The sequence below is a fragment of the Sediminibacterium sp. genome (genome assembly GCF_019264485.1).
Taxonomy (GTDB): domain Bacteria; phylum Bacteroidota; class Bacteroidia; order Chitinophagales; family Chitinophagaceae; genus Sediminibacterium.
On sequence record NZ_JAHVAA010000014.1, the window covers coordinates 560,903 to 575,509 of the forward strand.

A 14,607-nucleotide genomic window follows, 5' to 3' on the forward strand; every position below is an offset into this window, starting at 1 on the left:
TTTATTAACTGATTATGCTTTGTGGTTGTAAAAGTATAACAGTTTGGGGTTATAGTGGCTAAATTTTTTATGAAAGGATTATTAAATCTCTATTTTAAACTTACGGTTGTTAGCATAGAAAAGCCGTCTCGCCTGAGGCGGGACGGCTCTCTGTATTGTTTTCAGTTTATATATTATTACATACCACCACCCCTCATCATCCTCATCTGCTGCATATTACCACCCGGTATCATCATATTTGGCCCACGCTGTTGTTGTTGCTGGTTGGCACCAAAGCGACGCAGGTTATAAGTAAAGCTTACCATAAAATACCTTGTCAGCACCCTTGTCTGAACGTCCTGAATAGTATTGCCGGTAATATTTCTGGTTACACTTACATTCTGGTTCAGTAAATCGAACATATAGAATTTAAGTTCGCCTGCTTTATTTTTCAGCATCTGTTTAGATAAACTTGCATTCAACAGGGGAATACTCGTATTATAACCACTGCTTCTTCCTCCATTATAGATATAATCAAAATCAATCGAGAACACCCAGCCGCTTTTTGAATAAGCTGTGGCTTCAGTAGAAACGGTTTGCGTAAAGAAGTCGCCATTCTGTTGCGGCTGCAAAGTGTATCGCGCCATACTGAATGAAGAATTGGATGAGAAGTTCATATCAAACCCTTCTTTCAGGTTGGTGGTCCATGAAACCGTTCCACCTAAAGTGGTATTCCTTGTATAGTTGCTGGCATTATTGATCAATGTCTGCGACTGGTTTCGCGACACATTGGCAATCAGATTCAGATTGCTCTTTGGTCTTTTCAGCGGGAAACCATAGTTGAACACACCATTGATATTATAAGTACCACTCAGGTTTACCGGCATGGTTAACTGTGCACCGTTTGGCTGAAAGGTGGTTGCATTCTGGATATCGTTCTGTATAAAGTTGGCATTGATGGTGGCAAAAATAAGTTTCTGTGTAAACACATCAAATGAATTATACAGGAAACGTACGCTGTGTGTAAACTGCTGTTTCAGATTCGGATTACCTGTTCTGATGTTCAGCGGATTGCTGTTATCCGCTACAGGTTGTAACTGTTCTGCACTTGGTTGTGAAGTACGGCCATTGTAGAATATACGCAGGCTTTTTGTTTTGGTAAACTCGTACCTGAAATTAGCCGCAGGAAACAGGTTTACAAAATGCTGTTTGATTACCGTGTTTTTGGTCACATTATTACTGGTAAGATCACCTACCTGTACACCAGACCCAATACTGAAATTGTATTTAGCATTTTGCAGACGATAGTTCACCGTCATTCTGTTAGAGCTGAACGTATTTTCGAACGTGTTGGTAAGATTAACTACAGGTACATCATATTTTCCCGAACCTGAATTAAATTCCATTGTTTCTCTGCCTGAATTATTCAGGTTATAAGAATAGTTATAATTGAATTCGAGTTGCTGGTTTTTAGCGATGGGTTCCGTATAAGAAAGCGTGGTACTGATGTTTCGTGTATCGCGATTGGTAGCATACACCTGATCAATCGTATCGCTGTACGCCGGTCTGTTGGTTGGATTATACTGGTTACGTGAGTAATTGGTACCAGTTCCATCATTGGCACTTCCACCGGTATTGATATTGAGTGAGTAGGTACGCCCTCTTTTAGGGAAACGGTGACGGAATGTTGCGTCGATATTTCCATTAAACCCATTGTTCTTACGGACAGATTGTGCATCGGAACTGTTCAGTGCAGTTACTTTTCCTCTGGTGGAAGCAGTCTGTTGTAATGTCTGCGACCAGGTATCCTGGAAACTGATATTCGGACGGATGATCAGCGAATTTGCTGAATCGAAATTATGCTCAATATTAAAATTGATCCGGTGATTTTTATTGTATGTTTTTGATGACTGTGTCTGGTCATTGAAAATAGACGAATCAGGTGCGCCAGGAATCAGGTTCTGTACAAAACTTTTCTGATCGCGATAGGTTTTCTGGTCATTGTAAAAATAACTTCCCGAGAACTGTGTTTTGGGGCTCCATGTATCACGGTAGTTTATACCACCGGCCCAGGTATTCACCAAGCCTCCACCGCCGCCACTACCTGTTAAACCCTGAACAGCGCCACCGCCTCTGTTTCCACCACCACCAAAATTTCCACCACCGAGCGAGCCCAACATATCCTGCACAGAGAAATTCTGTTTGTTTACATTATTGGCCTGACCTGTAAACGTAATCTGACGATCGCCATTGAAGCGGCTGAGGCTAAAACTGTTATCATATAAACCTTCATCGGCATTGGCACCAAAACCCAATGTACCCCGGCCGAAATATCCTTTGCGTCTGTCTTTTCTGGTCGTGATATTAATAGTTCGCACACGGTTGCCATCATCAAAACCGGTAAATGCACTCTGATCGCTTGCCTGATCAAATACCTGAATCTTGTCAATTACATCCGGTGGCAGGTTTCTTGTCGCCATACGTGGATCATCACCAAAAAATCTTTTCCCATCTACCAGTATTCTTTGCACCTGCTCGCCCTGTGCGGTTATATTACCATTCTTGTCGACCTGTATACCGGGTACTTTTTTCAATAAATCCTCCGCTACTGCGTTGGGTTTTGTTTTGAAGGCAGAAGCCGATACTTCCATGGTATCATTCCTCATTCTGATGACCGACTGTGTTACGGTAACGTTACCAAGGTCATTGGCAGCAATTTTCAAATAAATATTGCCCAGGTCAACCGAATTATTGGTTTTGGAGAAAACAATCTTTTTAGAAAAAGGCTCATACCCCTGAAACTTGATATCTACAATCATTTCCCCGAATGTGATATTACTGATGAGGAAACTACCATCGGCCTTGGTCAGCCCAAAAACATCCAAAGTAGAATCTTTGGCATCTAATATGGTGATGGAAGCGTCTTTTAATGATTGTTTACCGACTGTATCCACCAGTTTACCCTTTAGTGTGGCACTGGTTTGCGCCGTTGTAGTATGGGCAATAAAAAGGAATACAATAGCGGTTAGAATTTTGGTCATGCTCAGTTTATTATGAATTACGAATCTAATAAGTGTATTTGACTGTCAGAAACACTAAAAGATTAACGGAAAGCTATAAGGATAGTTGGAAAGCCTGCTGTTAAAATCGGTGAAGCATAAAACTCTATAGGTCGCTCGGTCAATAAAGCAGAGCAATCCAGATAGATAATGACAGCATCGATTAAAATTAGCTGAAAAGATACTCTACATCTTCCCTCGTGAGATTCTTCACAAAACCCTCATCATCAGTAATCAGTTCACGTGCAAGACTTCTTTTACGGTCTTGCAGTTTGAGTATTTTATCTTCTACCGTATCGGTACAAATCATGCGGTAAGCAAAAATATTCTTTGTTTGTCCGATACGATGGGTTCTGTCGATGGCCTGCTGTTCTACTGCCGGGTTCCACCAGGGATCAACAATGTATACATAATCAGCAGCGGTTAGGTTTAAACCCACACCACCTGCTTTTAATGAGATGAGGAACACACGGCAAGTATCATCATTCTGGAATCGCTGAATAGCTCTTTCTCTTTCCATTACGGTACTGCTACCGTCGAAATATTCATATTCAACCCCCAGTTCTTTCATTTTTTCTTTGATCAATGCCAGCATGCCCAGGAACTGCGAGAAAATAAGTGCTTTGTGATTACTGATATTCTCTGTGATTTCTCTTCCTATTTCTTCCAGTTTCACCGATGCGTTCGGAAATTTTTCTTCGTCTTTGATGATGGCAGGGCTGTCGCAGATCTGTCGCAGTTTCATCAATCCCTGTAAAATAGTCAGTTGCGATTTTTGTATCCCCTGGTTATCAACTACACCTAAAATTTTATCCCGGTAATCGTTTCTGAATGCATCATAAATCCGACGCTGTTCATCACCCATTTCGCAGAAGAGTACCATTTCCTGTTTTTCAGGAAGGTCTTTTGCCACCTGCTCTTTTGTTCTGCGGAGAATAAAAGGAAAAAGCAATTTGCGTAAATGTTCTTTCTGCTCTTTCTCACCAAACTTGTCGATTGGAATAGAGAATTCCTGTTTGAAAAATTCTACACTGCCCAGCATACCGGGGTTGAGAAAATTCATCTGAGCGTAAATATCAAAAGTATTATTCTGTAATGGCGTACCACTTAAGCAAAGTCTGTTTTTTGCTCTTATAAGGCTAGCTGCTTTTGTTACTTTACTGGATGGATTCTTGATGGCCTGACTTTCATCAAGTACCACATAATCAAATGCCACTTCCACAAATTGTTTGATATCGCTTCTTAATGTACCATATGTGGTAATAATAACATCCGCCTCAGTTGCTGCCAGGTTTTCACGGGTTCTTTGTCCGCCATGATGTACATAAAAACTTACTTCCGGTGTAAATTTTTTAATCTCATTCTGCCAGTTGAACATGAGTGTGGTAGGACAAACCACCAAAGCTTTTAATGAGCCATTCTCCTGTTTGAGGTGATAGAGAAAACTCAATGCCTGTATGGTTTTACCCAGACCCATATCATCGGCCAGGATACCTCCCCACTGTACTTCTCTCAGATAGTTGAGCCACTGAAACCCGCTTTCCTGGTAAGGCCGGAGAATAGATTTCAAATGTTCAGGTGCGGCTATCTCTTTTATGGAATGATTTTCTTTCAGCCGATCGTATTTTTCTTCGAGCTGAAAGAAAAGTTCTTCTTCATCGCGCTGCATGTATAACTCTTCTACCACACTAAAATGGTATTTGCTGAGTTTCATTGAACCTGACTTGCCTTCTCCCACCCTGAAAAGCAATGAGTATTTTTTTATCCATTCTTCGGGAAGAATACCCAGTGTACCATCACCCAACTGTACAAACTGCTGTTTATTACTCAATGCTTTTTTTACTTCATCAACAGTTACTTTCTGTTCACCAAAATGAATCTCTACTTTAGCATCAAACCAGTCTGTATTACTGCTGATATATATTTTAGTTGATGGTTTGGCAGTATTAAAGCGGAAATTTTTCAGTGCTTCAAAACCATAAACAGGAATATTCATTTCCTTCACGGCATCTACAAAAAGGAAGAACCAGTTATTGCGTAATACCTCTGTTCCCTTTAATGCCAGTACATCTCCTTCCGCCGGTCGTATAAAGTGCGAATGAAGTGATTCTATTTTTTGTATAAACTCTCTTTCTGCTTCAAGATTACGCTGAATAACGAGTAATTTATCTTCTACAGGTATGATAATCTTTTCCTTATCTATTGAACGTACATCATAACCCTTATAATTAAATACAGGCTGAAAGAGCAGGTACTCTCCTTTTTCTTTCAGTAATACTTTCACTTCGGGTTTAATATCTCTTACTTCTTCCTTCTGTACATTTCCAAAATGTACATTGAATTCTTTAGATAGAGGCAGTATGAATTGCTGCAACTGAGCAGACCAGTCTTCTGCCGCTATAACAATTTTTCCTGTGGGCAGAAATTTTTCCAGCACCAATATATCTTCTGTTCGCTGCCAGGTAAAGAACTGGTTATGGTATTTAAAAAACAGTGACGAATTGCTTTCATTCTCTGCAATATTAAGATCAGCCAGCGGCAGCTTTACCCGACAGTTGATTTCATACCTGTCTTTCTGGTAACTTACTTCAAACTCAGGACTAATGAATGATGTAACAAGTTCAACCGGCTGAAGATTAGCCGTTGTAAATGATTTACGCTCAGGTAAAGTAAAAATGAATTTACTGTCTGCAAGATCAATAAATAGTTTTTTAATCTTGGGATGCAGGTATTCATTCATCAGGTGCCTGGTTTCTTCAGGCAGTTCATCGTTATGCTGTTGAATAATATTTTCCCAAATACCGCTGAAAGGAGAATTACGATCGAGGTAACGGCTCACTTCTGAAGGCATGAGCTTTCTTAATTGCTGCAGGGTTCCTTTATCATCTTCATTAAATACTTCTGTATTAACAAATCTTGAAAGGTCGAGTTTGGTTACTTTACCTACATAAGATGTCTGGCTTTCATCCGCTTCGCCCTGTACCGCTTCTAACTGTACGTATGGATATTGTTGTTCGTTGAAAGTTACTACTACACCCAATTTCAACACTTCTTTTTCCCGTTCTTCCAGTTCTTCAACCAGTGTTGTTGGTTTTGTTTCTTCCTGTTTAGGTTTAAGGTCTGCAGTTGGATTTAAAGAAACTCTTTTAATACTGGTATCGAGTACCCGTAAAAAAGGTTTGCCTTCCGCATAGGTAAATTCAAATTTCCCTTTGATATCATCGCTCAATGAGTACCCGTATAAAGCAAGCAGTTTATTCTTTTCCTTGTCCCAGTTACGAATACTGTCGAAATAAGCCGGGCCATAATTATGTAGCAACTGTAATAACACAATATCCTTGTGTATGCATAGGGGGTGTTCTGTATCGGAAGAGCAGGTACAACTGGTATCAAAATTTCTTTCTTCATTTTTCTGCAGCAGTATCCTGAATACTTCTCCCTCAAATTCCAGTTCAGCGAGTACGCGTTCATCTTTTGCTTCGATGATATTGGAGCGGCTGCTTCTTAAAAAATCTTCTGCTTTTTCAACATTCTGTTGCGATGATAACATTTTGATCAGTTTAAGATCTAATTGTTTCATTTTTACAACAGTATGTTTCTGATTGTAACTCGTTTCTTTTTCTCCCAGTTGATTACGGTCGAGTAAATCCTGCAGATGAAAAAGTGCTCCGGCTTTATGGCGGCAGATTTCTGAAAGGTTATATGGGCATGAACAGCGGAGCGATAATGTTTTAGGATCTTTAAACTGGTTGATATGTACTTTATAAAAAGTAGCATAGCCATCATCTTTTACCCTGAAGACCACATTGGTCATCAGTTCATCATATTCCACCAGTTCTACATTGCCCAGTGCATGAATTTTTTTCCCTCTGCGGATCACTTCTTCGGTGCCGCTATTGTAAATATGTTTAACCAGATACGGAAGCGCCATACATCAATCAGTTGTTAGCAGTAAACAGGTAAGTTGGCAATTGGCCATACTATACCCCGCTCACCCTTGAAAACAATATTGCCACTGCGAAAAGGGCAATTTGCAAAAGTAAAGGAAAGCAACTGAGTTAAAGAAGGAAAAAGAAAAGAATGTGGATGAAATGTTTGTTAAGGTTAGATTATGGCCGATGGTCTATAGACTATGGTAGAAAGTTTATTGCCATGGTCTATGGACTATCAACTATCAGCCGCAAACCAGATCACCATTCTTATAAATGGGCAATACATTGGCCATATCGGGTGTTACGCAGTATTCAAGATCCGACTCCAGGCCATAAGATGCCAGCCTGTGCCAATGGGTAGTTCTGCGTATAAACTGGTGCATATCGTTCTGATGGAGGCCGTACATATCGGCTGCCATCAGGCTGCTGTCGCAGTGAATGGTAAAATGTTCTTTGATGCGATGTATGACTGCACCTGCAAACATGGCGTCTTCCAGGTTAAAACGGTCTTTCCAGGCAGAACAGCCAAGGATTACATTTTTATTTTGTGCAACAAGGTATTCACATACGGCAGATATATTGGGAAATGACCCTGTTATTACTTCTGAAGCTCCCTTATTCAGTGCCATATGCAGCAATTTGGTACCATTGGTAGTGGTGAGTACCAATGTTTTACCTTCTACAAATGAGCGTGGGTATTCTGCAGGGGAGTTTCCATGAGCCAGTCCGGGAATTATTTTACCGTCTCTTTCACCGGCAGTAATTCCACCTGTCTGTATACCAATTTCTATACATTTATCTACTGCATCCACCGGAATGACTCTTTTTGCACCATTATACAATGCGGTTGCAATGGTGGATGTAGCCCTGAATACATCAATGATTACTACTACACTGTCTGATACATCATAAATATCAAGCAGCCTCGGAGAAAGAATGGTATACAAAGTAGGTTTTGCACTCATGGGCTGCAAATATACAGTCTATCTGAAAGCATTGTAACAGTTAAAAATGGCCAGCCTCGACAAGCCGGCCGTATCAGAAAGAAAGGCTACTATTATTTTTTGGGGGTAATAATCAGCATTTCGTTGACATATATTTCTGTGACATTTCTTTTCACACCGGCTTTATCAGTATAACTGCGGTTCACCAGTTTACCATCTACTGCTATCTGTAAGCCTTTGGACAGGTATTTTTCGGCAAAATCAGCCATTTTACCCCAGGCTACTATTGTATGCCATTGGGCCTCACTAACTTTATTGCCATTGGCATCCTTATAGTCTTCATTGGTAGCCAGACTCATATTGGCTACTTTGCGACCAGCTTCGAGTGTTTTGATTTCAGGTGATTGTCCAAGATGACCAATCAGCTGCACCCTGTTTTTCATCATATTCATATTACATGATTTAGGTTTGAATAATCTGGTACGAATATCTGACTGCATAAACCCTATAGCCGGAACTTATCCGTATACTTCCGATTAAAATCTCTTACCCGGAACTATACCTCAAACGATGTACGTGAAATGTGTTCTAAAAGGGATCAGGTAGAAATACATACCAACTGCTGCTACAATTACTTTATTTTTTAAAATCCATATAGTATAAGCATACGATTGGTGGTGATTACGGTTATTTTCATCGTGAAGAAATTTCCGGCTATGTCTACCAAACAAAAAAAATGTCTTACCTGTCAGCGCATATTAAAAGGGCGTATGGATAAAAAATTTTGTGATGATTATTGCAGGAGTGCTTTTAATAATAAAAAATACATGGCCGAAAGAGGATTGATTCGTCAGGTGAATCATTTATTGCTGAAAAACAGACGTATTCTTGAAACTTTTTTAGAAGGCTCTCATTCTACTGTTACCATCATGCGGAAAACTTTATCGGCAAGGGGTTTTCAGTTCGATTTTTTTACCCACACTTATTTTACGGCCGACGGCAAAAAATATGTCTGCTGTTATGATCATGCGTACAGCGAATTGTTCAACGAAGAATTATTGATTACGCGGATGACCAGCAAAACAGAGAGCCTGTTTATTCCTTATAACGAATGCGAACGGGGATAAGGGTATTACCACTGGTATCTAATTTTTTCATGGCGGCCCTGCTCAAACCTATTACCTGACCCAGACCAATCGGACCCCGGTCTACAATTTTTACAGTAACGGATGCCCCTGTTATGGTATGTGTAACCACCACCCTTGTACCGAACTTTAATTTTTTATGCGATCCGGTAAATTTAACACTATCGTATCTGTTGCCACTGGCTGTTGGCAGTCCCTGCAATTGGTCTGCTATCATAATTGCCTGGCCTATTTCGGTACCAATAGAACCAATATCATGTATACCAGGAGCAGTATGCTGTGTGGGTTTACATGCAAACAACAGCAGCATACATAAAATAATACTATATCGGGCAGTGGTTAACATTGGGTTCTAAAAATACATTTTAGTCTGCAATGTACCCTGCGGACTACTCTGTATTCTCATCTTCTCTGCAGTCCCTCCCTCCAATAGGGTGACGTGAGTAAACCCACCGCAGAGAACATGAGAACACAGAGTTTACGCAGAGAAGAACTACAAAAAAAGCCGTCCTGCCTGAGGCAGAACGGCTTTTCAAATCAATTATAGATAGTTATGCAAAAGGAAATTTTGACACTTTTGCTTTTACGAGCGTGTTCCTGATATCAATATAAATATCTGTATCGATTGCCGTGAAGGCAGTATTAACATAACCCAGTCCAACAGCTTTATTAAGTGAAGGCACTTGTGTACCTGATGTTACTTTCCCTATAGTATTGCCAGCTGCATCTTTTATCAGGTAATCATGACGGGGGATGCCGCGGTCAATCATTTCAAAACCAACCAGCTTACGTGTTACGCCCTCTGCTTTCTGTTTTTCGAGTATGGCCCTCGCTGTAAAATCTTTGGTGAATTTTGTGATCCATCCCAGTCCGCCTTCGAGTGGCGATGTGGTATCATCAATATCATTACCATATAAACAATAACCCATTTCCAGACGGAGCGTATCTCTTGCACCGAGTCCTATTGGTTTTAATCCCTGTGGTCCGCCAATTTCAAAAAGAGCATTCCATATTTTATCGGCTGCCCCATTACTGTCTTCAAAATAAATTTCCACGCCACCTGCACCTGTATATCCTGTGGCGCTTACCAGAACGTTCTCTACTCCTGCAAATACTCCTTTGGCGAAAGTGTAGTATTTGAGGTTCATGATATCCATATCGGTAAGTGGTTGCAACATCCTGGTAGCGTTAGGACCCTGAATGGCGAGCAGACAGGTTTTATCGCTTACATTATGCATCTCCACATTTTCTGTATTGAAACGACTGATCCAGTTCCAGTCTTTTTCAATATTTGATGCATTTACTACAAGCATGTACACTTTATTCTCTTCAATACAATACACAATGAGGTCATCTACAATACCACCTTCTTCATTGGGTAAACAACTGTACTGTGCCTTGCCATTACTAAGTTTGGATGCATCGTTGGAAGTAACACGCTGAATGAGGTCGAGGGCTTTGTCGCCTTTCAGAATAAATTCACCCATATGGCTTACATCAAATACACCTGCATTCTTACGCACAGCCGCATGCTCATCATTAATACCTGAATAACTGATGGGCATATTGTAACCGGCAAACTCTGCCATTTTTGCACCTAATGCAATATGTTTCTCTGTGAAGGGTGTATTTTTCATATGCGTCTTTTATCGTGCCGCAAAAATAAGCGAAAGGATGATGGAAGCATAAAATGTTTTGAAATCAGTATTCCTCTGCGATAACTTAGTTATCTCATGTTCTCTGCGGTGATTTTACTCGAATGTTCACCGCAGAGAACATGAGGGAACGGAAGTTTCGCAGAGAGCTTTATTTGAAAGATGGAGCTACACAGTATGCATGGCTGGAGCCGCATACTACAAAGACTCTTTCCCCTTTTTTGGTGAGTTCTTTTACTGCTGCTACCAGCTGCCGGTTACGGATATCGTTTGATGTGGCCATGAGTGTTGCCAGGTAACCGGGTAATTCATATTCATCAGATACTTCTCGCCAGTCTGTACCTGCGGGGAAATATTTTTTCCAGGCACGGTCTACATCGGCCACTGTTTTGATACTGTCTTGCAAACCCACATGAGCTGCGCGTTTCAGGTATTCTTTAATGAAACGATCTGGTGAAGATGGTTTACCGAAACGAAGATTGCCAAAATAGGGATTGAGTATTTGCTGTAAAGCAATCTGTTCGCGTGTAAAATAATGTTGCAATGAATCGGCCAATGCTTTTTTGGAAAGATCCCAGTTCATGATTTTCACACCATCCCTGTGTGCCAGTGCTTTTAACATCCCTCCTTCTCCCAGTTCTTCCACAGGATCCATAAAAGGCGGTAGCAGAAACCCCAGCCGGCCTTCTACCAGTGCGATTGTGGGTTGAAATTCGCTCCAGCGGTTTTCCATTTGTATAATCTGTGGATCCTTGCTGTTTTTGGTGTGTGTGGCGCCAAAGATCAGTGCTGTATTTGTTTCTATAATATAAGGGCGTTCATGTTCTCCCGTATACTGAAGAAATGGCACAATACTGTCTGCTGTATTCCAGCCTGTTTGTGGAACATAATATTTGGGAGACTTCCATGCCATCAGGTAAATGATAGACAGGATGAGTACTATTACAAATACAGATCGGAGTAGTAATCTTTTCATACAGATGATTTGTGGTGACATGTTTGCAGGGCATAAGTTTATCCCTCCACCATCCCACCGGGTTAAGAACCGGTTGCAAGTGGGTGCATCATCCGAAAGCAGAAAATAAAATATTATTGAAGCTGAACCTGACTGGAGTGGATGGTTACTTTAATTTTTTCACTTAATTCTTTGATACGATCATAAGCGGTTTCGCTGTTTACATCTTTATCAAACCTTATCCTGAGTCTGCCAGAGCGGAGTCTAACATATACTCTTGTATCATCTTCCAGTGAAATTGTTCCATCAAGGTCATCGGTATCAAGGCTGGAATTAGAGTCCAGTGCCTGATCTATTACCCTGGCTACCTGTTTGGTTTTTGAGCGGCTGAATTTCGCATCCATCCGGTATTGGTGATCACTTTCTTTTACCGTGATCGTTGTTTTTCCATCGTGGATACGTTCGGAATGATAACGAACACATCCTGTTAATACCATGATACAGATGGCAATGGCAACAGTGTATTTCATTTTCATGTGTTAGCTTTTATTGATTGGGGTTACATAGAATTCACCAATAAACATTACAGGCTGCTTGAATTTTGTTGTGGCATATTTCATGCATCTATTCTATGGTTTTGAAAAGAGAAGGGAAGAACCCCCTCGTGAGAACAGGACGGGGTTCTTTTTTCCCAACTTCAACCATCTTTAATAAACCATTTGCATCATCAGTAACCTTGAAGCCTCAAAGGGTATCCGGTTTTCTGTGCGCTCCTCTATTACCGGTTTTATTTCCGCCTCATTCATGGCGGTTGCTTTTTTGTAACGGTAACGGGTGGTATCAATAGGTTTATCCAATTCTTTTTTTAACTCTTCTGCCTCACGCTGCTTACGCTCATATTCTTTCTGCAATTCTTCCTTACTTTTTTTATACTGCTCTACTGCATCATTATCCGAGTCTGACTCTCCATCTGATTTCCTTCTTTTTTCTTCTTCAATATCTTCTTTTGTTTTTATCCGCTCCAGTCCGCCAGGCGTCATGATATATTCCACATTAGAATGCCAGTCTTCATTATTGCTGTTCCATTCTTCATCCCACTCCCAGTCGTAACCATTTCCTACATGAAACCAGTTGAGGTTGCGTGATACTGTTCTATCGATCAGGATTCTTTTACCTACAGGTACCTGTATGGTTAACTGTACACCCTGGTTACGGAATTTAGTTCCTTTTTTCAGAGAAAAACCACGGTCTAATAATACGGTACTATCAGACTGATTGATACTGTATGATATTTCGTGAATATTCCTCACTGCTGCACCTTCATCTCTTCCGCTACTGTATTTATAAGAATAGATATGATAAGCGGTGTCTGGACTTTTCACGATACGGAGGCGTACATTATTCAGGAATAAGCTATCGTCGTTCATACTCACAATACCATCCAGTTTAAACCAGCGTCCATACACTTTTACTTTGCTGTCTGGTACTTTTACCACCAGTTTTCCGGTTGAAGGTTGTACCACACTGTATTCATGCTTTTCTCTTGCTGTTGCATCGAAATTGCGTACAATAGAATAGGTAAGAATACCACCGCAAACCAGTCCGATAAACCACAAGCCGGCAAACGTGAATCCCAAATAACGGTTACCCGATTTTATACCCATGATGCGGCGGATGAGCCAGGTAATAAACGCTACCACCGGTACTCCGAGGAATAATAAGAGTGTGGCCCATGCCAGAAAGTTCTGGCTAAATCCTTCAAGGAAGAAGTTTTTCAGGGGGAATACTCCTACACCTGCCACCATAAAGGCAAGTAATGTTACCAACAGAGCGAAAGCCAGTATACCTGCAATGAATAAGAAGAACGCTTTAAACAGGATGGCGATTATACCACCAAGCCTTCTGCCACCTCTTTTAATTGCCGAACCTGTTTCTGCGCCAACCTGCTGGCCTTTTTGTCCAACTGTCTGGCCAAATTCCTGTCCGAATTGCTGTGCTTTGTCCTTGAATTCACCACCCCATTTTTCTGCGCGGCTCTTAAAGCCTTCGAGGTCTTCCTGGATGGTATTTTTAATGGTATTAAGGTCTACTTTTTCGCCACGCATTTCCAGTTTTTCTGAAGCACTCTTGGCTTCTGGAATTACGGCCCATAATACTGCATATATTACGAATAAAGTACCACCAAATGAACCAAAGATGATACCTGGGAAGGGATCAACGTCCATCCAGAATGCGCCTCTGAAAATAGATGTGATGATACCGAGTACCAGTGGGAAAGCAAAGATTAAGCGGGGTACCCATACTGCGATATCGAAATAAGATGCGATACCACTGGCTACACCTGCAATAACTCTTTCGTCTGGATTACGGTATAATCTTTTAGTGGATGAAATTCCTTCCAGTGGTCTGGAAGGAAGAATGATCCATAACAGTATATACAGGAGGATACCTGAACCACCCATAAAGGTGATCAAAGCAAATACCAGACGAACGATGGTTGGATCGATACGGAGGTAGTTGGCCAAACCGCCGCACACACCCCCCAATATTTTTTCATTATCGTCGCGGTATAACCTGCCACGGGCACTGGTTTCGGCAGTACCGGCGTTATTGAATCTGTATTCTTTTTCTTCTCCACCCAATTGTGAGTGTACATTCGACTCCTCACCTTCGAAATCTTCGGGGCGGCCCATACTATTGATGATTTCATTTACTGTATCATCGGTAATACAGGTAGCACCTTTTTTCAGGCTGTCGCCAAACAATTCAGCGATACGTCCTTCGATATCATTGATGATTTCGTCGCGTCCCTCCTCATTGGCAAAGAACTTTCTCAAACTTTCCACATACTGCTTGAGCATGTCGTAGGCAGACTCCTCGATGGGTATTACCCTGCCCTGAAAGTTTATATTGATTACCTTTTTCATTTTCTGTTCAG

General features: G+C 41.0%; 10 protein-coding genes. 1 reads left to right on the top strand and 9 read right to left on the bottom strand.

What is annotated here, in order from left to right; all coding sequences use genetic code 11:
• Window positions 1-176: 176 nt before the first annotated feature.
• From KXJ59_RS13980 to ssb, 4 genes are all read right to left on the bottom strand, one after another.
• Window positions 177-3,020, bottom strand: coding sequence for an outer membrane beta-barrel protein (locus KXJ59_RS13980; RefSeq protein WP_295205880.1), 2,844 nt, complete (start codon window positions 3,018-3,020; stop codon window positions 177-179).
• A 187-nt stretch (window positions 3,021-3,207) separates the two neighbouring features.
• Window positions 3,208-6,969, bottom strand: a complete 3,762-nt coding sequence (locus KXJ59_RS13985) for a DEAD/DEAH box helicase (RefSeq protein WP_295205883.1) — start codon at window positions 6,967-6,969, stop codon at window positions 3,208-3,210.
• Between the two features lie 243 nt (window positions 6,970-7,212).
• Window positions 7,213-7,935 carry a 2-phosphosulfolactate phosphatase gene (locus KXJ59_RS13990; RefSeq protein ID WP_295205886.1) on the bottom strand — a complete coding sequence of 241 codons (723 nt, stop codon included), beginning with the start codon at window positions 7,933-7,935 and terminating at the stop codon, window positions 7,213-7,215.
• 92 nt (window positions 7,936-8,027) lie between these two features.
• The gene (gene ssb / locus KXJ59_RS13995) at window positions 8,028-8,366 is read right to left on the bottom strand and encodes a single-stranded DNA-binding protein (RefSeq protein ID WP_295205889.1); all 339 of its coding nucleotides are present in this window, start codon (window positions 8,364-8,366) and stop codon (window positions 8,028-8,030) included.
• Between the two features lie 264 nt (window positions 8,367-8,630).
• Between ssb and KXJ59_RS14000 the strand changes: the two genes are divergently transcribed.
• The gene (locus KXJ59_RS14000) at window positions 8,631-9,041 is read left to right on the top strand and encodes a hypothetical protein (protein ID WP_295205891.1); all 411 of its coding nucleotides are present in this window, start codon (window positions 8,631-8,633) and stop codon (window positions 9,039-9,041) included.
• Here the strand turns inward: KXJ59_RS14000 and KXJ59_RS14005 are convergent.
• The 5 genes from KXJ59_RS14005 to KXJ59_RS14025 all read right to left on the bottom strand — a co-directional run bounded on the left by KXJ59_RS14005 (window position 9,010) and on the right by KXJ59_RS14025 (window position 14,596).
• A complete protein-coding gene (locus KXJ59_RS14005; RefSeq protein WP_295205893.1) occupies window positions 9,010-9,405 on the bottom strand; it encodes a septal ring lytic transglycosylase RlpA family protein in 396 nt (131 codons plus the stop codon). The two genes, KXJ59_RS14000 and KXJ59_RS14005, sit on opposite strands and share 32 nt — an antisense overlap.
• A gap of 205 nt (window positions 9,406-9,610) precedes the next feature.
• Window positions 9,611-10,696, bottom strand: coding sequence for a glycine cleavage system aminomethyltransferase GcvT (gene gcvT / locus KXJ59_RS14010; protein ID WP_295205895.1), 1,086 nt, complete (start codon window positions 10,694-10,696; stop codon window positions 9,611-9,613).
• 169 nt (window positions 10,697-10,865) lie between these two features.
• Window positions 10,866-11,690 (bottom strand): hypothetical protein, encoded by an 825-nt coding sequence (locus KXJ59_RS14015; RefSeq protein WP_295205897.1) that lies wholly within the window; start codon window positions 11,688-11,690, stop codon window positions 10,866-10,868.
• Between the two features lie 113 nt (window positions 11,691-11,803).
• A complete protein-coding gene (locus KXJ59_RS14020; protein ID WP_295205900.1) occupies window positions 11,804-12,205 on the bottom strand; it encodes a hypothetical protein in 402 nt (133 codons plus the stop codon).
• 171 nt (window positions 12,206-12,376) lie between these two features.
• On the bottom strand, window positions 12,377-14,596 hold the full coding sequence (locus tag KXJ59_RS14025) for a PspC domain-containing protein (RefSeq protein ID WP_295205903.1): 2,220 nt from the start codon (window positions 14,594-14,596) through the stop codon (window positions 12,377-12,379).
• Window positions 14,597-14,607: the final 11 nt, after the last annotated feature.